The organism is Flagellimonas sp. ABD4_174, assembly GCF_056160185.1.
In genome coordinates this window covers 1,309,790-1,335,712 of sequence record NZ_JBSWWP010000001.1, presented here as the reverse complement: position 1 = coordinate 1,335,712, position 25,923 = coordinate 1,309,790, and the positions used below count along the sequence as shown (strand labels likewise).

Annotated in this window: 20 protein-coding genes; 6 read left to right on the top strand and 14 right to left on the bottom strand. The window is 42.3% G+C overall.

The features are described from left to right. Positions 1 to 40 precede the first annotated feature (40 nt). The 5 genes from ACXAFK_RS05850 to ACXAFK_RS05830 all read right to left on the bottom strand — a co-directional run bounded on the left by ACXAFK_RS05850 (position 41) and on the right by ACXAFK_RS05830 (position 10,240). On the bottom strand, positions 41 to 748 hold the full coding sequence (locus ACXAFK_RS05850; protein WP_474957109.1) for a hypothetical protein: 708 nt from the start codon (positions 746 to 748) through the stop codon (positions 41 to 43). After that, positions 745 to 4,107 (bottom strand): alpha-amylase family glycosyl hydrolase, encoded by a 3,363-nt coding sequence (locus ACXAFK_RS05845; protein WP_474957108.1) that lies wholly within the window; start codon positions 4,105 to 4,107, stop codon positions 745 to 747. The genes ACXAFK_RS05850 and ACXAFK_RS05845 overlap by 4 nt, the downstream gene beginning before the upstream one ends. A gap of 77 nt (positions 4,108 to 4,184) precedes the next feature. Then, positions 4,185 to 5,585 (bottom strand): SusF/SusE family carbohydrate-binding protein, encoded by a 1,401-nt coding sequence (locus ACXAFK_RS05840; RefSeq protein ID WP_474957107.1) that lies wholly within the window; start codon positions 5,583 to 5,585, stop codon positions 4,185 to 4,187. Positions 5,586 to 5,599: 14 nt separating this feature from the next. Then, positions 5,600 to 7,150, bottom strand: a complete 1,551-nt coding sequence (locus ACXAFK_RS05835) for a RagB/SusD family nutrient uptake outer membrane protein (protein WP_474957106.1) — start codon at positions 7,148 to 7,150, stop codon at positions 5,600 to 5,602. A 12-nt stretch (positions 7,151 to 7,162) separates the two neighbouring features. Then, positions 7,163 to 10,240 carry a SusC/RagA family TonB-linked outer membrane protein gene (locus ACXAFK_RS05830; protein ID WP_474957105.1) on the bottom strand — a complete coding sequence of 1,026 codons (3,078 nt, stop codon included), beginning with the start codon at positions 10,238 to 10,240 and terminating at the stop codon, positions 7,163 to 7,165. Positions 10,241 to 10,455: 215 nt separating this feature from the next. Between ACXAFK_RS05830 and ACXAFK_RS05825 the strand changes: the two genes are divergently transcribed. The 5 genes from ACXAFK_RS05825 (at position 10,456) to ACXAFK_RS05805 (ending at position 18,102) form a co-directional block, all read left to right on the top strand. After that, the gene (locus ACXAFK_RS05825) at positions 10,456 to 11,508 is read left to right on the top strand and encodes a LacI family DNA-binding transcriptional regulator (RefSeq protein WP_252079131.1); all 1,053 of its coding nucleotides are present in this window, start codon (positions 10,456 to 10,458) and stop codon (positions 11,506 to 11,508) included. 140 nt (positions 11,509 to 11,648) lie between these two features. Further along, complete coding sequence (locus tag ACXAFK_RS05820) at positions 11,649 to 13,001, top strand: MFS transporter (RefSeq protein ID WP_474957104.1); 1,353 nt, start codon at positions 11,649 to 11,651, stop codon at positions 12,999 to 13,001. An 88-nt stretch (positions 13,002 to 13,089) separates the two neighbouring features. Continuing rightward, positions 13,090 to 15,375 (top strand): glycoside hydrolase family 65 protein, encoded by a 2,286-nt coding sequence (locus tag ACXAFK_RS05815; RefSeq protein ID WP_474957103.1) that lies wholly within the window; start codon positions 13,090 to 13,092, stop codon positions 15,373 to 15,375. A 44-nt stretch (positions 15,376 to 15,419) separates the two neighbouring features. Beyond that, the gene (locus tag ACXAFK_RS05810; protein WP_474957102.1) at positions 15,420 to 17,279 is read left to right on the top strand and encodes a glycoside hydrolase family 13 protein; all 1,860 of its coding nucleotides are present in this window, start codon (positions 15,420 to 15,422) and stop codon (positions 17,277 to 17,279) included. 112 nt (positions 17,280 to 17,391) lie between these two features. Further along, the gene (locus ACXAFK_RS05805; protein WP_224835246.1) at positions 17,392 to 18,102 is read left to right on the top strand and encodes a DUF4197 domain-containing protein; all 711 of its coding nucleotides are present in this window, start codon (positions 17,392 to 17,394) and stop codon (positions 18,100 to 18,102) included. A gap of 178 nt (positions 18,103 to 18,280) precedes the next feature. Here ACXAFK_RS05805 and ACXAFK_RS05800 read toward each other — a convergent pair whose 3' ends face one another. Further along, positions 18,281 to 18,805 (bottom strand): hypothetical protein, encoded by a 525-nt coding sequence (locus ACXAFK_RS05800; RefSeq protein WP_474957101.1) that lies wholly within the window; start codon positions 18,803 to 18,805, stop codon positions 18,281 to 18,283. 189 nt (positions 18,806 to 18,994) lie between these two features. On the opposite strand from ACXAFK_RS05800, the gene ACXAFK_RS05795 reads away from it, so the two are divergent. Continuing rightward, positions 18,995 to 19,186: a hypothetical protein gene (locus ACXAFK_RS05795; RefSeq protein ID WP_224835248.1), complete on the top strand. Its 192-nt coding sequence runs from the start codon at positions 18,995 to 18,997 to the stop codon at positions 19,184 to 19,186. A 10-nt stretch (positions 19,187 to 19,196) separates the two neighbouring features. Here the strand turns inward: ACXAFK_RS05795 and pyrF are convergent, their stop codons facing one another. The 8 genes from pyrF to ACXAFK_RS05755 form a co-directional block, all read right to left on the bottom strand. Then, positions 19,197 to 20,018 (bottom strand): orotidine-5'-phosphate decarboxylase, encoded by an 822-nt coding sequence (gene pyrF / locus ACXAFK_RS05790; protein ID WP_474957100.1) that lies wholly within the window; start codon positions 20,016 to 20,018, stop codon positions 19,197 to 19,199. Positions 20,019 to 20,062: 44 nt separating this feature from the next. Beyond that, positions 20,063 to 21,139: a peptide chain release factor 1 gene (prfA, locus tag ACXAFK_RS05785; protein ID WP_474957099.1), complete on the bottom strand. Its 1,077-nt coding sequence runs from the start codon at positions 21,137 to 21,139 to the stop codon at positions 20,063 to 20,065. A 69-nt stretch (positions 21,140 to 21,208) separates the two neighbouring features. Continuing rightward, the gene (locus ACXAFK_RS05780) at positions 21,209 to 22,504 is read right to left on the bottom strand and encodes a DUF3570 domain-containing protein (protein WP_474957098.1); all 1,296 of its coding nucleotides are present in this window, start codon (positions 22,502 to 22,504) and stop codon (positions 21,209 to 21,211) included. Positions 22,505 to 22,534: 30 nt separating this feature from the next. After that, positions 22,535 to 22,744: a DUF4266 domain-containing protein gene (locus ACXAFK_RS05775; protein ID WP_474957097.1), complete on the bottom strand. Its 210-nt coding sequence runs from the start codon at positions 22,742 to 22,744 to the stop codon at positions 22,535 to 22,537. Positions 22,745 to 22,756: 12 nt separating this feature from the next. After that, complete coding sequence (locus ACXAFK_RS05770) at positions 22,757 to 23,752, bottom strand: FAD:protein FMN transferase (protein WP_474957096.1); 996 nt, start codon at positions 23,750 to 23,752, stop codon at positions 22,757 to 22,759. Continuing rightward, positions 23,749 to 24,186 carry a thioredoxin family protein gene (locus ACXAFK_RS05765; protein WP_474957095.1) on the bottom strand — a complete coding sequence of 146 codons (438 nt, stop codon included), beginning with the start codon at positions 24,184 to 24,186 and terminating at the stop codon, positions 23,749 to 23,751. The genes ACXAFK_RS05770 and ACXAFK_RS05765 overlap by 4 nt, the downstream gene beginning before the upstream one ends. Before the next feature lie 19 nt (positions 24,187 to 24,205). After that, a complete protein-coding gene (locus ACXAFK_RS05760; RefSeq protein ID WP_252079125.1) occupies positions 24,206 to 24,646 on the bottom strand; it encodes a QcrA and Rieske domain-containing protein in 441 nt (146 codons plus the stop codon). A gap of 47 nt (positions 24,647 to 24,693) precedes the next feature. Continuing rightward, on the bottom strand, positions 24,694 to 25,872 hold the full coding sequence (locus ACXAFK_RS05755; protein WP_474957094.1) for an AIR synthase related protein: 1,179 nt from the start codon (positions 25,870 to 25,872) through the stop codon (positions 24,694 to 24,696). Positions 25,873 to 25,923 lie beyond the last annotated feature (51 nt).

Here is a 25,923-nt window from a genome sequence, read left to right as displayed (position 1 = left end):
GACTGCCCTATCAACAAAACCCGATAACTCAGCAGACCGTTTACGGTTTGGTCCTGAACTCAAAAATTTCTGACCGGGTATTGTTTCCTGCCCCATCCGCGGCAACCACTTGCCAATAATAAATGGTATTGGAATCTAAAGTAGCATTGTAACTATTGGAATCCGTTTCTCCCAAAATCGTGGTCGGCGGACTAATGGTATCCAAATACAGTGTAAAGGTCAGTACATCTCCATCCAGATCGGCACTATTCCATTTTAAGGTAATGTTCCCAGCGTTAACGGCAAGTCCCATTTGCGGAAAAGGTTCATAAGGAGGAAATGGAGCATGATTAACAACCGGTACACCGGCATTGTAAAATCGCCATGTAGTACTTAAAGCTGTTTCATTGGTGCCATTGGCCCTTGAAATTATATACCATGAATATGCGGTTCCCCTCTCCAGAGTTACCTCAAGTTCACTATTGGTTGTAATGGATGAACGTTCTTCACCAGACTCAAGATTGGTCAGTATTAACATATAGGTATCGGTATTTTGAACTGCAGTCCACTCAAAAGTGACCAGGCTTTCCGTATCCGAAACCAAAACACCTTCGGTACATTCTTCATTATTATTAGGAAAAACCAATGTGGCCGCCTTAGGTGCCGGCACATCCTGGTCTGGATCGGGCGCTGGGTCATCTCCACTACCTCCACACGAAAACAGTGACAGTACCATAGTAAACAGAAAGTATTTATAAACTATTTTCATTGTTTTATAATTTTAAATTCGTGTGTAGTTTCCTTGCCAACCACTTTAATAAGGTACATCCCATTGGCATATCCGGAGAGATCGATATCCAGTTTACCAAAATTGGTCTCCATTGTTTTGGATAGATGTAATTTCCCATTGAGATCGAATACCTGAACATTCAATTTTTCATTCGTATCAAAGCCCAAATCTAGAGATACCGAGCTTGCATCTACCATTGGGTTGGGATAGGCCATGGCCTTATCTGTTAGGATAAAGGTTTCCTCAAACAATCCCTGACAATCTTTATTTGTAAGGACCTTTAATTTGTTTACCGATTGACTCAATTTAAGTTTAAATGATTCCTGCGTGGTAAGATGGACTTCATCATTGATTTGTATGTTGTAAAAATCGGCGCCTTTTAATTCCAAGGAAAGTATATTATCGTTCTTGTTCAAACTTGAATATACTTCCAAGGATTGTGGTTCTGTGACTGCCAAGGTGTAGCATTGCTGGTAATCAGATTGGCCTGCAACAGTAATGCACAGTTGATAGTTACCTGCGGATAAATTCTCAAAATCGACTTCGTTTTCAAAATTGATGGTGGCCTCACTGTTCCCGGACAATGTAGCTGTATAGGCAAGTGTTTGCAAAGCAGATACGGATATGCTTCCATTATCACTGCCACGACAGGTTTCGCTTTCTGTCAGAACCGTGAAATTGTCCTCTGGGAGAGAAAAAACCTCGCAGCCGTCCACATTCACAACAGCTCCCAATGTTGTATTCGGGCAAAGGTCGTTCGCATCCAATACCCCATCGGAATCTGCATCGGGAGGGTTGTCGTTCGGAAAAAGCCCACTTGGGTTATTTCCAAAAATACGGTACTCCCCTGGTGCCAGAACCATTGGTTCGTTTGCATTTACCACAACATGCTTTAGGTTATTCTCCAAAAACTCGTACCAAACTCCAGTTTCTTGAAATTTGGGATCTATAGCTTGTTCCTGCACATCAAAATTCCCTACAATGACCACATACCCGATCTCGCCCTCACCGGCTGAGGCATTGGTTAAATGAATCGTTTTTAATCCGGATTCATTGTCCGCATCCAAGGCAAAATCCATAGTTTCAAATATGGGCTCCTCTACTGCCAACAAGTTTAACTTGGACCATGTATCGTAAACATTCTTTCTATCCGGGTCATTAAAATACTCCCACAAAATGGGCTTGTTCCCAGTTCTTCCGTTATAATCGATGGAATAATCGTATCCCAACTCACCGAATTGCCAAATCATTTTTGGTCCGGGGACAGTAAAGAAAAAAGCTCCCGCCAGCTCCAAACGGTCCAAGCCCGTGGATATTTGCTGTATATTGTAGTCTCCGGATGCGTTTCCAAAATTCAGGTTACGGTACATCATGCGTTCTTCATCATGACTTTCCATGTACGAAATATTGGATGGCGCGCTCCAGTTGCGATTTAAATAGGACACCCAAGAGAAGTCGGAATTATTGTTCCAACCCATCGAAGCTTCGCTGTAGGAAACATTTAGATTGCTCCACAGCATAATACCTTTACCTTCTTCCAAGCGATATTCTGCCCACTCGGTCTCTTCTTCATTTGTTCCCAAATGTTCAAAAATGACCAAAAAATCCTCTTTGATTTCCCATTGATAATCTGCATATTCCTTGAGTACGGCAACCCTATCCGCTTGATAAGCTCCTGTACAAGCTTCGTCGGATGCTGAGCAATTCTGGGTAAAACCCTTGGTCAGGTCCCACCGAAAACCGTCCAAATTATACTCCGATATCCAGTATTGGGATACACGTTTTACGTAGTCCTTGGTTGCTTGTTGACCGTGGTCAAAATCGTTAAAAACACTGTAAGCATGTGTTGCCTCCTCATTAAAGAACGGATTGTCCCCTGCGGCGAAACCCCCATAGCCTCCGTTATCGGTGTTCCAAAGTCGGTAAAACGGGTTTTGCCCGGATGCATGGTTAAAAACCACATCCACGATTACCGCCATACCCCTTCCATGGCATTCATCGACCAATTGTTTAAAAGCATTGGCCGTTCCATAATATTTGTCCAACGCCATATGGAATGATGGATTGTACCCCCAACTCTCATTGCCATCGAATTCGGAAACAGGCATCAGCTCAATGGCGTTTACTCCCAGTCCTTGAAGATAATCCAACCTATTCCGTACGGCATCAAAGCTGTGCAGTTGATCAAAATCCCTTATCAGCAGCTCATAAACCACCAAATCCGTTTTACTGGGTAGTTCCACTCCATCATTTTGCCAATTAAATGTAGGCTGACCTGTTTTTAGTACAGTTACAGCGTGTTCTGTTTGACCGGAAGGGTAGGCAGGTAAATCAGGATAGGTAATATTATCGATATAGGAATCGTTGTTCTCATCCAAAATAAGGGTGGAGTAAGGGTCTGCAATTGTAATCTCCCCATCTACCAAGTATTGATACATATGATCAAATTGAGGAGTCAATCCGGTCAACTCGATCCAGAATCGATCTTGATCGCTATCCTTTTTCAGTAAATATGCATCATTGGGTGTCCAATTATTGAAATCTCCGACCACATGCACCACCTCTTTCCCCGGAGCATATAAAACGAGTGTTGCCGAAGTATCGTCATTGGGATCAAAGTTGATGCCGTCCAGCATACCGTTGGGCACTGCTTGTTCTTCAATATTAACCACGACCATAAAATTTTCCGTACGCGTTTCGCCTTCGCTTTCGGCTTCTAAAACATACTGTGAATTTTCGGTGATATTGGTATGATCAAAATTGTATTCCACGCCATTAAAGGAATCGGTTATGTTTCCGTTGATGGTCAATGTGAATTCTGCCTCTACGGAACTTGTGGCGGAAATTACCAAATTCTCACCCGGATTTAACACGGTTAGACTTGTGGTAGGATTGGTCAGTTCCATTTGAAAGCTGCCAACATCAAAAAAGAAATCGTTGCAGCCATTGGCCTTAAGCTCTTGACTGCCCAATGCATTCCGGAAAACCATTCCCATTCGGGTTGCATTGTCAGCTTGCTCAGGGGTTAATCCATAGTAATCTTCTGGAACAAATGTGATGCTCCATGTTCCATTACCGTTATCGGACATTTCTCCAACACCGTCATCTTGCCCCCAATTTCCAACAACTGTTGCCCATGGGTCGATGTTCGTCCCTATACCGGAATGAAGATATACTTTGTTCGGATCGGCAAGTCCATTGCAGTCGGTCGCATTGCTGTTAAGATCTACGGTTATGGTTATTTGCTCATCCACCGCAAAAGGAAAAGGCTCAATGGTAACTTGGGCCCAGAACGTTGTGATGGATAGCAAAAACCCTAAAAGTATAAGTTTTTTCATAGTGGCTATTTAGAAAAAAAGGGAAACAGCAGTATGCCATTCCCCTTTATCTTTAATTATTTAAAAGGGTCTGTTGCCTACCTTGCAATCAAGGAATAAACAGGTGCACCCTCGTTGGATAGATCCATGGTAACCAGATAAGTACCTGCCGTTACGGCAATATTATCGCCACCTGCATCCAAGGTTCCATCTGCACCGGTATCACCGAAATCGGTATCCCATGCTTCATTTATCCTAAATTTGATTTCCCCGTCGATCAATTCCACATTTTCGGCCACCCAAATACCGGGGTTCACTTCGGTGAGCATATAATCATTGGTTGCTCCCCAATCGTTATACCCACTACCAACAATACCCCATAAACTAGCTTCTTCCAAGGTATAGGTCCCTGCATTGAAATCCAAAGTAATCATGTAATACCCTGCAGTTACAGCTAGGTTATCGCCACCTGCATCCAAAATTCCATCTACTCCGGTATCCCCAAAATCGGTTGTCCATTCATTGTTCATTCTAAACTTGATCTCGCCATCGATCAATTCTACACCCACTTTAAAAGTATCCGTTGTATAATCGTAGAAGAATTTGGCATCTGGCCCAGCGCCACCCCAATCGTTGTAGCCCGATCCAACTACACCCCAGGAAAACTCTTCCATGGTATAGGTGTTATCGTTAAGGTTCATGGTTATTTTGTAATCACCGGCAGTTACCGCAATATTATCGCCACCTGCATCCAAAGTTCCGTCTGCATCGGTGTCGCCAAAATCATTGGCCCAATCGTTGTTCTCACGGAATTTTATTTCACCATCCAACAGATTTACGTAGGCAACATACACTCCGTCGGTTGAAGTAGTGTAGAAAGGGGCATCTTCGAATGCTCCCCAATCGTTATATCCGGAGCCTACCACTCCCCAACTGGATATTTCAATTCCTGCACCTCCTTCTGATGATTTTTCGACCATTGTTATGGTCAATGCTTCCATATCGGATTCCGTTGAAACTGCGTCTGTTCCTTCTCCACTTCCTACAAATGCGGTTACTTTAAAGTAAACAGTTCCCGAATTGTTTGGTTCTCCTTCTTCGTCAGTGGTAGATGGGTCGTCGTCCAATCCAAGACCTTCTGCCATGGACAGCAACTGGTTTACGGTAACACTTGCATTGGTGGTCGTCAGTGTTCCCGAATCGAACTGGTATGCTCCGTCTGCATCAAAATTCTCCGAGATAGAGCCTTCCAACCTATAGGAGATTTCTGTTGGCACTCCAAAATCCACTGGATTCCATACAAATCGTTCGGCTATGTTATCCGGTGTCTCGTCCGAAAGAAGATATTCGACCAAAAATTCATTTTGGAATGCAACATTTTCCGATGCTGTCTGCAATGTGAATTCTGGCACGTGATCATCGTTTTCACACCCGGTAAATAGGGCTAGGGCCGTTACAACCCCCAAAATTTGTGCTATAAATAATTTTATGTTTTTCATGAGAATGGTTTTTATTAGTATCCAGGATTTTGAGTCAGATTTGGGTTGGCTTCCAATGCAGTCAATGGAATTGGGAAAAGTTTGTAGGTTTCTGGAATGGAAGTTCCATTCAATGTATTTCCTTTCCATGGCCACACGTAACTATTGCCCGTAAACTTACCAAACCGAATTAGATCACTTCTGCGATGTCCTTCAAGATTGAGTTCCCTTGCCCTTTCATCCAAAATAAAATCCAATGTAAGGGCCGATTGACCTATGGAGCTTGCATTAGAGCGGTTTCTAACAGCATTTACGTAGCCCACCGCGGTCGCCATATCGGCACCGGTTGCTCCGCGCACCGCCAGCTCGGCGTACATTAAGTAGGCATCTGCCAAACGGAACAAGGGGAAATCGGTACTGGAAAAACTTGTTGGATTGGAGTCGCTGTAGTAAAATGTATTTCTAAACTTTATGGACGGGTACCCATCGGTCCATGCCTTATAGTCCGTCATTTCATAATTATGGCCTTCTGTCCAGAAAAGAGCTGCCCGATCATCCGTGCTGTTTTCCAAATCGCCATCGTTAAAGAGACCGTACCATGCTTTGGTCGCCCTGTGCCCACTCCAGCCTTCTTCTGCACCAAAATCGCTAAGGGTCATGGTCTCTGTACTAAGGTTACCATTTACTATATATGTGGTATTCCCATAGCTTTGGCTTATATCGGCATCTGCAATCAATGGAAAAATAATTTCCGATGATAAGTTATTATCTCCTGAGAAGACGCTCACAAAGTTTTCGTCCAAGGAGTAACCACCTTCGTTGATCACTTGTGATATAATCGGCACTGCCTCATTGTACATTGCAGTTCCTGTATACACCTCGGCGTTCATATATAGTTTTGCCAAAAGCATTCGGGCCACACTTTTATTGGCCCTACCATACTCGTTTGTATCTGGCAATAAGTCCACGGCCGCCAAGAGTTCGTTCTCCACATAGGAAAACAATTCCAAACGGTCTACCTCCGGTAGTGGGTCGGATGTACCGTAATTTTCCTCTGTTGCCAGCACACCTTTACCAAAACAATCTATTAGGTAGTAGTAGGCCAAAGCTCTAATAAACCGAACTTCTCCCTCGATCTCTCCTTTGTTTTCGAAATCTACGGCACTTAATACCAAAAGCAGGTTATTTGCTTGTGGGATGGTGTAGTAAATACGGTTGTAGAGGTAACGGAAAAATTTATTGTTCTCGTCCCAGTCGGAAGTGGTGGTCAATTGGTCCAAACCATCGTCCCCCCATCGGTTTTTCATGCCATCTGCGGTAAAATCCTGAAGATTGACAATTCCTCTCAAGAATGGGGATTCCCCGGCATCATCATCAATGTCGGAACTACCTGGTCCATCTGGGCCAGAAAGAGCAAATGAAGCATACAGTCTGGACAGAATACCGCTAACGGCATCCGGATCTTCCTGGAGTAGCTCATCCAAAGTGAGCTCTACTTCTGGTTCGGTATCCAGGTCTTTGGTACACCCTTGGATCATAAAGGTCAAGGGAATTACTAGAAATATTATTGATTTTAATTTTTTCATGTCAGCTATATCTTAAAAGTCCACATTTACCCCAACTGTAAAAGACCGAGGCCTTGGGTAGAAATTATTGTCTATTGCATTGAAGTTTTCAGGATCCTGTCCATCATATTTGGTAATAATGAACGGATTGTTCAAGGCTCCATAAAATCGCATGGAAACGTTTGGCAGTGCATCGTCCAAACGGTAGCCCAACACTATGTTCTCACACCTTAGAAAAGTTGCATCTTCCAAAAAGTAATCGGAGAATGGCACATTTCCCTGTACATTTACAAAGTTTGTATTTGCTGCACCGCCATAAAAATCGAGCACATTGGATAGACTATTGGAATTATTGGGGATTGCATTGTCCACCCAGCCCGATGTAAGCCTTCGGGAATTATAGACCTGTCCACCAAATTGCCCTCTAAAACTTGAGCTCAGGTCAAACTTGCCGTAGTTAAAGCTAAAACCGAAACCAAATGTCCAATTTGGGCGCAAAGAACGATAATATCTGTCGTCGTTATCTACCGTACCGTCACCATTAAAATCGGCAAATGCACCATGTATTGGATTGCCAGCTTCGTCGTACAATTGTCGGAAGACCCATGCTGAATAGGGTTGGAAGCCAACTGCATGGTATGCCAGGTTTACTCCAGTACCTGTAGGCAGTCCTGATTCACTTGCTGTAATACGGGTCACATCTTCCAAGTCGGTTACTTCCGCACGACTGTAAGAGGTATTTCCGTAAAATTCCAGCGACATATCATTGTTCTGAAGAGCCTTTACATTGAAATTAAGTTCAAAACCCTTGCTCTCGGTTTCACCAACATTTTTTACAAAAGAAGAGGTAAGTGCCTGTCCTGGAGCTACAGGAACCGTTGCCAACAAATCCTTGGTGGTTCGGTAGTACACATCAAAAGAACCACTCAAAACATTGTTGTTGAACAATCCAAAATCGATTCCCGCATTATAGGTCTCCGCTTTCTCCCAAGTTAGATCGGAGTTAAATGGTTTTGCCGAGTAAAGCGCATATCCTTGAAGGTATTGGCTGGTTACCGATCCTGGTTCAAAAAGCGGAAGTGATGGGTAAAAACCTACTGCCCCGGTAATGTCCTGTTGCCCAGTTCTACCCCAACCCAATCTTAATTTAAGATTGTTCACGAAATCCACACTTTCCATAAAGTCTTCTTCGTAAACTTTCCAGGCCAATGCGGCTGCAGGGAAATATCCCCATCGATTTTCCTTGGCAAATAGCGAGGATGCATCTGCTCGGAAAGACAGTGTAAGCAAATATTTATCGTAAAAATTAATGTTTCCACGACCAAAAAACGATTGCAAGTTGAGTTCGTTGTAATATCTGTTGGTTGGGTTTTGCGGATCGAACACTAGAAAACGCTCACCGGTGGAGGTATCGTAATTGTACTCCTCTTTGTTACCATCGTTCTTAAAATTTTGATACGAGTAACCGGCCTGTACATCAAAATTTGTGATAGCGCCCCCCAATTCCTTATCGTAGGCCAGATAGGCCTCCAGGGTACGGTTCACAATATCTTGATTTTCCCTATAATTAACCCCCGGGTTAAATCGATAATTGTTAGCTATTTCTGTTGCGGTATCATCTTGTTTGTAGGTCGCCAGTGAATTATCGGTGTAGACCTCCTTGATTTTTGCTTTTGAAGCCTCAATACCCAAATTGGCAACGGCTCTCAGTTCTGGCATAAAATGCATTTTATAATCCAATTCCATATTGGCCAAGATTCTATTGACCCGTTCTGGTCGATAACGCTGCATTAATATGGCAACAGGGTTCCACTGTCCGTCCAAACTAACAAAATCCCCATCTAGAACCGTATTTTGGTAATATCCACCAAATCGATTGTTGGGTGAGTCATCAAAAATAGGTTTTGTGGGATCCATGTTAACGGCTCCTCCCAAAGCACCACCTTCATCGATGGAATTCTTTTTGGAGATTATGCCCTTGGCGTTGAAATCCACTTTCAAATGATCGTCAAAAAATCGTGGTGTTACCTTTACGGAGCTCGTAATCCTTTCGTAATCACTTGTTTTCACCAAGCCTTGATTTTCCGTATAACCCAATGACAATCTAATGGGAACGGATTTAAAAATACTTCCCCTGGCACTAAAATTATGATCAAAGGAAATTGCTGTTCTATAAATGGCATCTTGCCAGTCAGTATCCGCCAGTATCCTTCCTTCGATGTTTTCGGTGCTCAAATCGTCAACCGCTTCGGTAGATGGATCATCCACCCCAAGAAAATTGGTGAAATCCGGATGATACTCTTGAATAAATCTGGTAAACGAGCTCGAATTCATCATATCGATTTCCTTACCCACCTTGCTTATGGTAGTATTTGTAGAGAAATTGAATTTAAATTCCCCGGTCAATCCCTTTTTGGTAGTGATAATGATAACCCCGTTCGATGCCCTGGACCCATAAATAGCGGTCGCCGAAGCATCCTTTAATATGGAAAAACTCTCCACATCGTTTGGATTGATCAATGTTAGTGGATTGCTTACCCCGGCTGGGTTCGTATTGTCCACCGGAATTCCATCGATTACGATCAAAGGGTTGTTGTTTGCGGTCAATGAAGATCCACCGCGAATTCGGATATTCGGTGCGGCATCGGGTTGTCCACCACTGCTTGTGATCCTCACACCGGCAGTTTTACCCGTAAGGAGTTGATCCGTGGATACAATGGCCCCCTTGTTAAAGTCCTCCGAAGTTACCGAGGCTACCGATCCTGTAGCATCCTCTACCGTCGTGGTACCGTACCCGATTACCACAACCTCGTCCAATAAAGTGGTATCTTCATTTAGGGTTACATTCAGTTCGTTACCCGAAACCACCATTTCTTTTGGCTGAAAACCAATATAGGAGAACACAAGTGTATCGCCCATATTGGCCTGCAGCAAATAATTCCCGTCAAAGTCAGTTGCTGTTCCCTGACTTGTTCCCTTAATGATGATACTAACTCCAGGCAATGGCACCTGGGCTGCGTCTGTTACCGTTCCTTGCACCGTAATTTGGGCATATTGTACAAAAGGAATCAGAAACATGCACCATAAAAGGTACATCCGTTTAATTCTCATATTGATGTTAGTTAAAGTTAATTTTACGATTATGCTAAATTTTACTTCCCGTAGGCGAAAATATGTAATTACCAACCTCATTTTTTTGACAATTATCAGGTTTTGACACTTACAACGTTTTCTGGTTGACAAAAAATTACCTAACGATTCCCATTCCCCTTATCTTTGGTAGAAAATTGAATCAGATTACCGGATTCAATGAAAGATCATGTAGAATGAAACCTAAAATGACGCTTAAAAAGATTGCCGCGGAATTGGGACTTTCCATTTCAACGGTATCCAAGGCACTCAAGAACAATAAGGACATAAGCAAGGAGAACCGGGAAAAAGTACAGGCCTTTGCCAAATTCTACAATTATCGACCCAACAGTATTGCGCTGAGCCTCAAAAACAAAAAAACCAAGACCATTGGTGTTATTATCCCAGAAATCGTACATCACTTTTTTGCCAAGGTAATTTCTGGTATTGAAGAGGTGGCCAACTCAAAAGAGTACAACGTTATCATCGGGGTAACCAACGAGTCATTTGACAAAGAAGTCATAAATATGGAAATGTTGGTGGATGGCAGTATCGATGGCTTTATAATATCTCTATCCAAAGAGACCTTATTAAAAAAAGACTTCCATCACCTGCAAGAAACCATCAACAGAAACATTCCGGTAGTGATGTTCGACCGTGTAGTGGACGAAATTCCCAGCGATAAAATAATTATAAACGACCGTGAAGCGGGGCGAACGGCCGTTCAAAAACTGATAAATGAAGGCCGGAGAAAAATTTTATTGCTTACCACCAAGGATTATTTGGACATTGGCCGCTTGAGGACCGAGGGATATAGAGATGCCCTTTCTGCCAACAATATTCCCTACAATAAGGATTTGATCATTAGGATCGGAGAAGTCGGTGATTCCGACGATGACCAGAAGATATTGGAAGATAGAATTCATAAAGTATTCGAAAACCACCCAGATATTGACGGCATTTTCGGTGTGAACGAAATTTATGCAATCACTGCGTTGAATGTAGCTCGGGCCAGAGGCATTGAGATACCGGAACAGATTTCGGTCATCGGTTTTTCGGATGGAATTTTATCCAAATGTTCCAGACCGCACCTGACCACGATTAGTCAACATGGTATTCAAATGGGCAGGCTTGCTGCAGAGACCCTAATCAATAGACTGGAAAAAATGGAAGAAGACCATCAAGAACCACAATACACCACACATATAGTTCATACCGACCTTGTTCTTCGGGACTCGACGCTGAATTAAGGACCTGTAAAAAGGTTGCACAACTTGTAATAATTAAAAAAAACGTACCTTTGACCCCAGTCAACGCTTAAATTTTACTTCCCGGTAAATATTGGTTGGTCAGACGAACTGTTCCAACTTTGAAATAAATATCAACTACAATGTTTCAAAAGCGTCGATTAAGCTTCTGGGAAATCTGGAACCTAAGTTTTGGATTTCTAGGAATACAAATGGGATTTGCCCTTCAAAATGCCAACGCCAGTAGAATACTCCAAAGTTTTGGTGCCGATGTGCACGAACTTTCCTGGTTCTGGATCGTTGCCCCACTTACAGGATTAATAGTACAACCCATTGTCGGTCATTATAGCGATCAGACTTGGACACGCCTTGGGCGTCGCCGCCCCTACTTTCTAACAGGTGCATTGTTGGCTTCGTTGGGGCTTGTGCTAATGCCCAACGCAGATATGTTTACGGCCATTATGCCATCGCTTTGGGTCGGAGCAGGTATGCTTATGATTATGGATGCATCATTCAATATTGCAATGGAGCCTTTTAGGGCGTTGATTGCGGATATGTTGCCCTCCGATCAGCGCACCCTGGGCTATAGTGTCCAAACAGTTTTGATCGGGATTGGTGCAGTAATAGGTTCTTGGTTACCCTATGTTCTGACCAACTGGGTCGGTATAAGCAACACTGCAACTGCAGGGGAAGTCCCATTGAATTTATTGATTTCCTTTGTAATAGGTGCCTTGATACTTGTTACCAGTGTTGCCATAACCGTATTCACCACAAAGGAATATACACCAGCCGAAATGGCCCTGCTGAACAAACAAGAAAACACCAAAGAGACCATTGACGAAAAGAGCAGTCTGCTGGATATTTTTTCTGATTTTGCAAAAATGCCCGTTACCATGCGGCAATTGAGCTGGGTGCAGTTCTTTTCCTGGTTTGGCTTGTTTGGGCTTTGGGTGTTCGCCACACCGGCCATCGCCGAACATATCTATGGTTTGGACCCCAACAATAGCCAAAGTTCTGCCTATCAAAATGCCGGGGATTGGGTCGGCATTTTATTCGGAGTATATAATGGGGTCTCAGCAATTTTTGCCTTTTTTCTACCGGCTATTGCCAAAAAGGTAGGACGTAAAAAAACCCATAGCATTTCCTTGATCATTGGTGCGCTCGGGTTTTTATCCATTTATATTATGCCCAACGAAAATTGGCTCATTTTGTCCATGTTCGGCATTGGAATTGCTTGGGCCAGTATTTTGGCCATGCCCTATGCGATATTGGCCGGGGCCATTCCCCCGCAAAAAATGGGCGTTTATATGGGCATTTTCAATTTTTTTATTGTGATACCACAAATTATAAATGCATTGATCGGCGGCCCCATTGTAAAGTACTTTTATAATGGCCAGCCCATTTATGCATTGGTAACAAGTGGTGTTGCTTTTCTGATCGCTGCAATACTTGTTTTAAAAGTAGATGATACGGACGATAAAGCACTAGAGTTATAATTGATTTTCCTATATTCCCGATCGAGCTAACACTCAGATAAAGAACACTTAATATTCAAAATACTATAAACATCAATCAACCGCAAAAATGAATCAAGATTATATACAACCAAATGCATGGAGCATAATTGAAGAAGGATTCGACAAGGATCGTGTTAAATCTTCCGAAAGCCTTTTTAGTATAGGAAATGGTGCCATGGGGCAACGCGCAAATTTTGAAGAGACCTATTCTGGGCCCACTTTTCAGGGTAGTTATATTGCCGGGGTATATTATCCCGATAAAACCCGTGTTGGTTGGTGGAAAAATGGCTATCCGGAATATTTCGCCAAGGTATTGAACGCACCCAATTGGATCGGTATCGATGTGGAAATCGATGGAATACCTTTGGATTTGGCCACGTGCTCCCATATCAAAAATTTTAAACGAGAGCTCAACATGAAAGAAGGATGGTACCGACGAAATTTTGTCGCGACCACCCCAAACAATGTGGAAATCGAAGTGATTGCCACCCGTTTTTTAAGTTTAGTACAGGATGAAGTTGGCGCCATTAAATTTGAGATCAAACCCATCAATACGGATGCCGAAGTTGTTTTAAAACCCTATCTCGATGCAGGTATAACCAACGAAGATAGTAACTGGGACGACAAGTTTTGGAACACTACCAAAATTAGCTCGGAAAAGAACAGGGCATTCATCGAATCCCACACCATGAAAACCAACTTTAAGGTCTGCACTTTTATGCAGGCAAAAATGGTGTATGGCAATACTACCAAGGAAGCACCCGATTCGATCAATGAAAGTGAATTGTCCGTCGGATTTGAATTCTCTCAAAAAGTAAAAAAGGGCGAACAGGTCGCTTTAATAAAATTTGGAGGCTACACTGTAGACAGAAACCACGAAGCAAATCAATTAAAAAAAGTAGCCAACACCCTATTGGACCAAGTTTTTTCCTTAGGGTTTGATGCGCTCTTGGATGAACAGAAAAAAGCCTGGGCGAGCGTTTGGGAAATGAGCGATATCCACATCGAAGGCGATGTGAAGGCACAGCAGGGCATACGTTTTAACATCTTCCAATTGAACCAAACCTATACGGGCACAGATTCTCGATTAAACATTGGCCCCAAAGGATTCACTGGAGAAAAATATGGAGGGAGTACCTACTGGGACACCGAAGCTTACTGCATACCGTTCTACATGGCGACCAAAAACCAAGATGTAGCGCGAAAACTATTGAAATATCGTTACAACCATTTGGAAAGGGCCATCGAAAACGCGGAAAAGCTGGGTTTTAAAAACGGTGCCGCACTTTACCCCATGGTTACCATGAACGGTGAAGAATGCCATAATGAATGGGAAATTACTTTTGAAGAAATCCACAGAAACGGCGCTATTGCATTTGCCATTTTTAACTACACCCGTTACACTCAAGACCATACCTATATTCCAGAAATGGGGTTGGAAGTACTGATCGGTATTGCCCGTTTTTGGCAACAAAGGGTCAACTGGTCCATCAATCGTAACAAATACGTAATGCTGGGGGTAACCGGGCCTAACGAATACGAAAACAATGTAAACAACAACTGGTACACCAACTACATTGCCAAATGGTGTTTGGAGTATGCCTTGGAACAGTTGGATCATGTACAACAAAACTACACGAGCGACTATAAAAGGATTTTGGACAAAACCAAGTTGACCAACGATGAAACAGGGTTGTGGAAAAAAGTGGCCGACCAAATGTACCTCCCTTATTCCGAGCAACACGGCGTCTATTTGCAACAAGATGGATTTTTGGATAAGGATTTGGTACCCGTAGAGGATCTGAACAAAAAAGAACGTCCTATCAATCAACATTGGAGTTGGGACCGTATTCTAAGATCGCCCTACATTAAACAGGCGGATACATTACAAGGTTTCTATTTTTTTGAGGACCACTTTACCGATGTCGAGCTGGAAAAACATTTTGATTTCTATGAACCATATACGGTCCATGAATCTTCCTTATCACCTTGCGTACACTCGGTACAGGCAGCTAAATTGGACCGCATGGACCAAGCTTACACCTTTTATTTGAGAACCTCTCGCTTAGATTTGGACGATTACAATAAAGAAGTTGAAGAAGGTTTGCATATTACCTCCATGGCCGGTACTTGGATGAGCATTGTAGAAGGTTTTGGTGGGATGCGCATAAAAAATGGAAAACTTTCTTTTGCACCCAAAATTCCAAAACAATGGGAGAAATATTCCTTTAAGATCAACTTTAGGGAAAGAATTTTAAAAGTAACCGTGGCACAAGATGGCACCACATTCGATATAGATTCGGGAGAAACCCTGGAAATATTGGTCAATGGTGAATCTGTAAAACTGGGGTGAACACATATTTACATACAATCTAACTTCGGATCAAAACAAAACTCATGAAAAAGTGGATGATTGTGTTGTATTTGGCTTTTTGCAACGCTGTAATCGGTCAAATAGAACGTATAGAGCCCCCCTACTGGTGGACGGGCATGAAACATACCGAATTGGAGTTATTGGTGTACGGTAAAAACATCAATAATCTAGAACCCGTATTTTCCGATGATATAAAAATCAAAAAAGTGGTAAAGGTTGAAAATCCCAATTATCTTTTTATCACCATCGACACAAAAGCCATATCGCCGGGAACAGCTACATTATCTTTTAAAAAAGGACGTAGAACTGTAGAATCGCACCCCTACCAATTCAAGTCTCGAAAAGAGAATTCAGAAAACAGAAAAGGCTTCGATTCCTCTGATGTCATCTATCTTTTAATGCCAGATAGATTTGCCAATGGCGACCCTTCTAACGATAGCACATCAAACACCATTGAAAAAGCCGATAGAAGCCACAAAGGAGGCAGACACGGCGGCGATATAAAGGGAATAATAGATCATTTGGACTACATCCACAATTTGGGAGCAACCGCTATCTGGAGCACTCCCCTTACCCTGGATAACGAAAAAGTTTACTCCTATCATGGATATGCCAGTAGCGACCTGTACACCATCGACCCCCGTTACGGTACCAACCAAGATTTCGCAAAACTCTCTGCTGAACTGCACAAGAGAAACATGAAACATATTATGGATTTTGTACCTAACCACTGGGGACTGAGCCATTGGTTGATCCAAGATTTACCTTCTGATGATTGGATCCATTACTGGAAAGGTGGGGAAAATGGATTTAAACGAAGTAATTATATACAGACCACCCAGTTTGATCCCTATGCTTCCAAAATTGATGCAAAAGGAAACATGGATGGTTGGTTTGATTATACCATGCCGGACATGAACGAAAGCAATCCCATGTTGATCACTTATCTTGTTCAAAACGCTATATGGTGGATCGAGCATGGGGATTTGGATGGGCTTCGTGTGGACACTTATCCCTATAACGACAAGCAAGGCATTACCGATTGGGTGACCCGGGTTATGGAGGAGTACCCCAATTTTAATATTATGGGAGAAATTTTTATGCACGATACCGCACATATTGCCTATTGGCAAAAAGACAGTAAAATTGGTGCAATACAAGGATTTAATTCCAATTTGCCCACTGTAATGGATTTCCCCCTGCACGACATCCTATCCCAGGTTTTTAATGAGGACGAACAAAATTGGGGAAACGGGGTATTTCGGGTATATGACCACCTAACCAAGGATTTCCTTTACCCCAACATCAATAATCTTCTAATTAAAATGGGGAACCACGATGTAAACCGGATCAACGAGGAATTGAATGGAGATGTGGATAAATACAAAATGGCCCTTACTTTAATATTGACCCTACGCGGTATTCCCCAAATCTATTATGGGGATGAAATTGGAATGATGGGCAGTAAAAGTGAAGGTGATGGAGATATTCGACGGGATTTTCCCGGAGGATGGCCCGGTGATGTACAAAATGCCTTTACAGTACACGGCAGAACAGCATTGCAAAACGAATATTTCGATTTTACCAAGAAATTATTGAACTGGAGAAAAGGCAAAAGATCGATCCACTTTGGAAAAACACTCCATTATTCACCAGTGGACAATGTTTATGTATACTTTAGATATTTGCCCGGTCATCCCAAAGAAACCGTTATGGTGGTACTGAACAATTCCACCAAAATACAGACCATAGAACTGGATAGGTTTTCAGAAGGACTACAAGGAAGCAAAACGGCCAGGGAAGTTATTTCAGGAAAAACATACGAAATCGGAAAAAGCTTGGGAATTAGGGCAAAATCAGGTTTGGTTTTAGAATTATACTAAGTCCGTTTCTATTTTCGTTAGCAAACTACAATTCAGAATTTTATCCAAAATAGATAAAGCACTGCAAATCAACAGATATTAGAATTAAATTAGGTCAATTAAAATCATCGAAATGAAAAAATTACTGCTCTGTTTTTTGGTATTGCAACTGGCTGGGTGTGCAGAACTCCAGCAAGTCGTAAACCAATTGCCACAAGGAACAACCGGAATCGGAAACGAACAAATTGCCCAAGGATTACGAGAGGCCCTTAATATGGGAATCGATAAACAAGTGAACAAACTAGCGTTGGAAAATGGCTTTTTTCGCAACGAACTGGTTAAGATCCTTTTGCCCGAAGAGTTGCAAAAAGTAGATAAGACCCTTCGCGACATAGGATTGTCCAGCCTAGCGGACGAAGGATTAAAAATAATCAACCGGGCGGCAGAAGATGCCGTTAGCGAGGCAACACCCATTTTTGTTGATGCTGTTAAGGGAATCACCTTCAATGATGCCAAACAAATTCTTTTAGGTAATGATAATGCTGCCACACAATATTTACAGCAAGCGACAAAGACCCAGCTATACAACAAATTCAATCCCATTATTAAAAACTCATTTAAAAAAGTTGGTGCAGACCAAATTTGGAGCAACATTATTACCAAATACAATAATCTGCCCTTGACAAACGATGTAAATCCAGATTTAACGGATTACACCACAAATGAAGCTCTGGAAGGTGTGTACACCATGATATCGATAGAAGAAAAGGAAATTAGGACAAAAGTTTCGTCCAGAACAACAGATTTGTTAAAAAAAGTGTTCGCTCTTCAAGATAAATCATAATTTTTTGAAAAAAATATAATAACTTTAAAAAGAATACGTTCTAATTTCAATAATTGAGTTTAATTATAACAAATTCCTAAAGTTAAATTAACCTACACCTGAAGGTTAAAATGGAATTTTGTATCAGTTATCTGAGTTAGCATTTTTTTGAGTTAGTTAGTTTAAAAACCGGTGAAGTTCACCGGTTTTTTGTTTTTTCTACTTTGGTATATATGCCATCAAAAGCAACCGAAGTTACCCGACCATCCCGGAGTACCTCCCAGAGTTGCCGTACCGTACCGTTCGTATTATTGGTCCAGGTAATTTGATTTACGTAAGTTTTGCCATCCGCACCCTTAAATGGGTCGGAAATTAGAATCATTCGATTACCCTTTCGTCCACCCTTTAATTTTAAAACAGCTCCTGCATTGTCTATCCACAACTGCTCCCATTGACCAGTGGTTGTATTGAAGAAGTTTAAGCTGGTCCCGGTATACCCCGCTTGTTCGCTGGTCCAATATTCCCGTATCGCACAACCATCTTCCACCTTCTCTATTATACTAATTCCTGCCGGCGTTCCATTTATGGAATTGATCACATTCCATTCCCCGACCCAAAAATCGAAAGCACTATGGTTCTGGGTACAACAATTACAGTTATTTGCTACTTGGGCAAACAGCTTCACCTGAATTAAAACGATAAGAATAAAAAATGTTTTTCGCATCAAGGAAAAATCGAGTTCTATTAAAGGTACGTTAATTTTATTCCAACCCAATGTAAGCAAAAGCGCCGCTTTAATTAAGATACGTTAAATTTTAGATAAATTACCTGATTTTTAGACGTGTACCCCTTTTCACCATAGTCCAAAAGGCTGTTTTGAACGTATCTTTGTAAGTAACAAATCTGAATCGCTATGAATAATCAGTATTGCAAAGTTGGAACGGTAACCCCTATCACAGGTTTAAGCCAGGCCGCATCGGTTTTGGAAGTAATGCACAATAATTTTATAGAAAAGGCCGCCAGTGTTTCTGGAAAGGATTCCCAATTGGGTGATTTTTTCAGAAACAAGGCTCAAAGCATTAAAAAGGTATTGGAAAGCTTGTAGGCAATTCCACTTAATTGATCTTAGCTAGCTCTATTTCCATTTCCTCTTGGATTTGCTGTGCCTTTTTTCCTGCACTTTCGGCAAAATCAGTCTCTGCCGAAGCATAGATAATTCCACGGGAAGAATTCACCAATAAGCCCACGTCCTTGGTAATTCCATACTTGCAAACCTCTTGCAAGCTTCCGCCTTGCGCACCTACACCTGGCACCAATAAAAAGCTTTCCGGAACAAGCTTTCGAACATCGGCCAAATATGTGGCTTTTGTAGCACCCACAACATACATCAACCTTTCTGCTCCTTTATAGGTCTTGGAAACGGACAATACTTCTTTGTACAATTCCCTACCGGACACATTTTTGGTCTGAAAATCAAAAGCACCCTGATTGGAAGTGAGCGCCAATAATATGGTATGCCTATCCTTAAATTCCAAAAAAGGCTCTACCGAATCCTTTCCCATATACGGTGCAATGGTAATCGAATCAAAATTCATGGTTTCAAAGAATGCTTTCGCATAACGGGTAGATGTATTCCCGATATCGCCGCGTTTGGCATCTGCAATCGTAAATATTTCCGGATGCTTTTCGTTCAAATATACCATGGTCCGTTCCAAAGATCTCCAACCATTCAGCCCATAGGCTTCATAAAAAGCAATATTGGGCTTGTATGCCACACAATATGGGTGCGTAGCATCGATTATTGCCTTGTTAAAAGCAAAAATGGGATCTTCTTCTTCCAAAAGATGCCTTGGAATTTTATCTAGGTCGGTATCAAGACCAACACAGAGAAATGATTTTTTTTGACGAATTTGTGAGATTAAGTCCTCTATCTTCATGCTGGTGGGTTGTCTCCGATACAGAATTTGGATTAAAAATTTTATTAAAATATCTCTGAAGCTTCCTTGAGTTTTTCGGTGTTCTCTACCAACATAAGCTCGTCAATGATTTTTTGTATATCACCATTCATAATATTTTGAAGGTCATATAATGTTAATCCGATCCTGTGATCGGTAACCCTCCCTTGGGGATAATTATAGGTACGAATTTTCGCCGAGCGGTCGCCACTACTTACCTGTGAATTACGTTTAGCGGCATCTTCTGCCTGCTTTTTGGCCAATTCCATATCGTACAAACGTGCACGAAGTACCTTAAAAGCCTTATCCTTGTTTTTGTGCTGCGATTTTTCGTCTTGACATTGTGCAACGATACCTGTTGGAACGTGGGTCAACCGCACTGCAGAATAGGTAGTGTTCACGGATTGCCCACCTGGTCCAGAGGAACAGAAGTAATCGATACGTACATCTTTTGGGTCTATCTGCACATCAAACTCCTCTGCTTCGGGAATTACCATTACGGTTGCGGCACTGGTGTGCACACGACCTTGGGTTTCCGTCTGTGGCACACGTTGTACACGGTGCACGCCAGCTTCGAACTTTAGCGTTCCGTACACATCTTCCCCGTTAACTTCAAAATGGATTTCTTTGAATCCGCCACTGGTCCCCTCGCTCAAATCGATAACATTGGTCTTCCAACCTTTGGATTCGCAATATTTAGTGTACATCCGAAAGAGGTCTCCTGCAAAAATACTCGCCTCGTCGCCTCCGGTTCCGGCCCGAATTTCCATCACCACGTTCTTCTCGTCCTCAGGGTCCTTTGGAATCAACAAATACTTGATTTCCTCTTCCAACTTGGGCAATGCGCCTTTGGCCTCGTCCAACTGCATTTTGGCCATTTCCACCATTTCTGCATCACTGCCATCGGCGATTATCTCCTCGGCTTCTTGGATGTTGTTGGCAAGGTTAATATACTCGTCGCGTTTATCGCTTAGCACTTTAAGGTCCTTGTACTCTTTATTGAGCTTAACGTACCTTTTTTGGTCCGCAATAATATCTGGTTGTATGATCAGGTCCGAAACCTCATCAAAACGTTGTTTTACAATGTTGAGTTTGTCTAGCATAAATAGATCCTCGTATAGGAATTGCGAATTTACGATTTTTTAGTCGGATTATTTTCCCAACCAAAGGTGTCAGTTACCAACAAAAGTAGTTCCCAAGGTAATAATGAATGCATTTAAGCCATCGTTACGTTCGTATTGACCAAACCGAAGGTCAATGGCTTTTAGACCAAAATTAAAAACGCGGGCACTTGTAAAAATGTCCTTGTACCGAACTCCAACCCCATATTGATGGGCATTGTATTTGGACAGGTCGTAATCCGATGTATAATGTACAAAAGTAGAAAGGGCTTGCTCCTTGGCATAAAAATAATCCGCTGCCGTTTGGGTATAGTAGCGGTAAGTGGGATATAAAGTAAACTTATCGGTGAGTTTAATCGGTACTTCCAAACTGGCCGTATGCGAACGTATTCCCCAATTGTCCCAATAGAATCGATAGTAAGATCGCAAAACGATCAAATCGTTCAAATAATAATTTAACCGCCCCCCCGCAGGAATCTTAAAACGGCTATCGGGCAGCTGTTCTACATTATCCGCCAATTGGAAGTCATCGATATAAAAATCTTCGAAATCAGAAAAATATACACGCTGGAAAGGGGTACTCAGTAATCCATTCTGCGAAACCAGGTCCATAAACAAAGCTCCTTGTAGTTTTCGGCTCAAAATCTGGGAAAACCCAAGGGAAATTGAATAGGAATTTCTGTTTTCATCTTCAAACTCGGAAAATATAGGGCTGTATGTTCCATTACCAGAAATTCGATCATCAAAAAAACCTTCACGAAGCTCAATCGGATATTGCGAGTTCCATTTGTCCAAGAACACATTGGCGCTCAAGGTCACTTCGGTGTTTCTCTCATTGAACAATTTGGTGAAACTACCTCCAAATCCTATGGAAAAATAATCATATTCGGACGATACGTACCCATTAACGCTCCAAATGGAATTCCGATCCTCGGAGCTATGCTGATAACTAGGGTTAATGTAAACCAGGACATCTTTACGGGATTCTCCCGATGAGGCATCGAACGGGCTCACAAGCAGTCCGCCATCCAAAGGGTTTACATTACTCGATGATGCAGAGGTGTAAGCGGAAAGCCCCACATCCACAGTCAAAATATCATCTTCGTTCATGGGCATGCGAAGCACTATACTCGATGTTGCATCCGTTAATTCCTCGGTACCTTCCCCTCCGGTTACAGCTGCATTTTGCCCATCTTGATCATAATAACTGAAGAGAATATCCACCTCACTGGCTTCCAATACTCTTTTTTTATAGGACGTATCGCTTTGTTGCGACCACATTATGGATACCATCAAAAATGATAGAAGGAAAATGGAATGCTTTACGTTTTGAGCTTGGAAGTACATTGGCTTTATATCAAAAAACGAGTAATGTTATCAATTACAACCACAGCCACCTCCAGTTTTTCCGCCGTTGGCACCAGAAGATGCTTCTCGGTACACTTGAAAATTATTCTCAAAACGTTCGCAGGGCCTGGCACTTAATTGCATATCCTCATCGTTCAGGTATACCTTTTCATATTCACGAACGGTTACGCATGAACTTGCCAAAATCAAAAGTAATACGAAAGCTAAGGTTTTAACCATACTTCAAATGTACTAATTCGCATCGAACACAATACCGGAACTCCTATGAACTTTGTTCTCACCATCCACAACAACAGCTTCCACCCCATCTATCTGGTTGATCATATGGAGCCCTACATCCCTTCCCAAAATAAACACTGCGGTTGCAAGTGCATCGCACAATTCGGCCTGTTTGGCAAAAATAGATACGCTATTGATTCCTCTTGTGGGGTATCCCGTTCGTGGGTCGATGATGTGAGAGTATTTTTCACCGTTCAACACTATGTATTTTTCGTAATTGCCGGAGGTGGCCACAGACGATTCCACAACGGGCAACCAACTAAAAACCCTGTCCTTGCTCAAGGGATTGGCTATGCCCACCAACCATTTTTCTCCGGTTACCTTGGTACCCCAGGTTGTAAGATCTCCGGATGCGTTGATTATACCTCCTTTGACATCTTTGGAGACCAATAGTTCCTTGGCCTTGTCCGCAGCGTACCCCTTACCGATTGCGCCAAAACCGATTCGCATACCTTTAACTGGCAAATAGACGGTTCTGTTTTCAGCGTCCAGCACTATTTTTTTATACCCGATCTTAGATACTGATTTTTTGATTTCCGCTTCGGTCGGGGCTTTATCCATTGTTCCATCAAATTTCCAAATATGATCCATAGAAGCATAGGTGATGTCGAAGGCACCATCCGTAAGTTCCGATATTTTAATGGACCTCTCAATAATATCGAACAACTCCTTGCCTACCTTTACCGGTTTTATACCTGCATTCTTATTGATCAAAGAGGTTTGGGAGTCTTTGTCCCATGATGAAATAATTTTCTCTATCCGCTCTATTTCCGAAACGGCTTCATGAATGTTGATGTAGCCTATCTCCTCGTTTGGTGCCACCACGGTAATCTCGAAACGGGTTCCCATCAATTTGAGGGTCTTTTTTACGGTAACCAAATTTTGCCTTGCCTGCCCATAGGTAAGCAAGGAGAAGAAAATGCAAAAAAGAGCCGTAAAAATTCTCATTTTAGGAACTTGTTGATCGTCTTTATATATTTTTCGGGTTTGGTGCGGGCCACAAAGCCTGTGGTGCCCAAAACATTTTCATTTTTATCCAAAACCACGACCAAGGGAAAATAACCCTTTGGGTTATAATTTTCTGCCAAGGATTTGTTCCGGTTGAGTTTATCTTGCGGCAGTTGATTTTTCTTTTTTCTGGGAAAATCGGCATTATATAACACGTAATGTTCGGCAGCAAACGTCTTAAATGTATCGCTATCAAAAATATGTTTCTTCAGCCTGATGCAGGGTGCGCACCAATCCGATCCAGAAAACACCAAAATAATGGGCTTGTCCTCACCCGCGGCTTGGGCCAGGGCTTCTTCGTAGTTTTCGTGCCATTGTTGTGCATGGAGCATGCCTCCCCAGACAAAGAGCAAAATGTAGATTATATTTTTCATAAAATTTGGGTTTCAAAAACTATTCGAACACCCTAAGCGCAGTGCCGTCGAGTTCGGTATTATAGACCTTGAGCGCCTTTGCCGCCGTATTATCCACTTGGTTCAGAGGTGTCCCATCCTGATCAAAACGGGAACCATGCACATCGCAATAGAAAATTCCTCCATTTTGATCCACAAACCGCACTTGATCATAGGATTGATGACTGCAAACTTGGCTGGCCGCCACATATTCTCCTTGCAAGTTCCTAGCAACTACGACCAAATTCTTTAAAATAAACCCGCCATTCTCGGAGAGATTGGCTGCTTCGGCAGAATTAAGGTCGATAATAAAATCGACTCCGGTAGGTTCTTCTACCAAATTACCGTCCACTTCATCACTGGAGCAACCGTGCAGACATGGGAAGGTTAGGGCAAAAGCGGCACCCGCTCCCAAACTTTTCAAAAACTCTTTTCTTTCCATAGCGTGAGGTTTATATACTCAAACGCTATTTCCGAGCAAATCGTATGCTAATATTCAAACTTCCCGTAGGGACTCTGAATGGTCAATTTTTTAGTGTCGGATGCTTCCACGCGCCCAATTATCTGAGCATCCACATCAAAACTATTGGAAATGGACACAATATCTTCCGCCACTCCTTCATCCACATACAACTCCATTCGATGTCCACAGTTAAAAACCTGGTACATTTCTTTCCAATCGGTTCCGGATTGTTCCTGGATCAATTTAAACAAAGGTGGAATGGAAAACATATTATCCTTTACTATATGGAGATTCTCCACAAAATGAAGAATTTTGGTCTGAGCACCTCCACTACAATGCACCATACCATGAATTTGTTGTGAGGTGTATTTGTCCAATATTTTTTTAATGATCGGTGCATAGGTTCTGGTTGGTGACAAAACCAATTTACCGGCATCAAGCGGTGAATCGGATACAGCGTCCGTTAAACCTGTATTCCCGGAATACACCAATTCTTCAGGCACTGAAGCATCAAAACTTTCAGGGTATTTTTCCGCAAGATACTTGGAGAACACATCATGCCTGGCCGATGTCAGCCCGTTACTGCCCATTCCCCCATTGTACTCGGTTTCGTAAGACGCTTTTCCGAACGATGCCAAACCGACAATCACATCCCCCGCCTTTATATTGGCATTGTCTATAACGTTTTTACGTTCAATACGAGCCGTTACCGTGGAGTCTACGATAATGGTACGAACCAGGTCACCGACATCCGCGGTCTCACCTCCAGTGGAACGTATGGTAATCCCGTGTTTGCCCAAATCTGAAATAAGTTCCTCCGTACCATTGATGATGGCAGAAATCACCTCGCCAGGAATCAAGTTCTTGTTTCGCCCAATGGTGGATGACAGCATTATATTATCGGTAGCGCCTACACAAATAAGATCGTCCACGTTCATAATTAGGGCGTCTTGGGCTATACCTTTCCAAACCGAAATATCCCCGGTTTCCTTCCAGTACATATATGCCAAAGAGGATTTTGTCCCAGCACCGTCGGCATGCATTACCAAACAATGTTCGTGGCTCCCGGTGAGATAATCGGGCACTATTTTACAAAATGCCTTGGGAAAAAGTCCTTTGTCTATATTTTTGATGGCGTTGTGCACGTCTTCTTTGGAGGCGGAAACTCCTCGTTGTGCATATCTTTTACTGGTATCGGATGACATATGAATACTTTGCGCAAAAATAACGGAAAGCCATCAAACTATTGACATGCT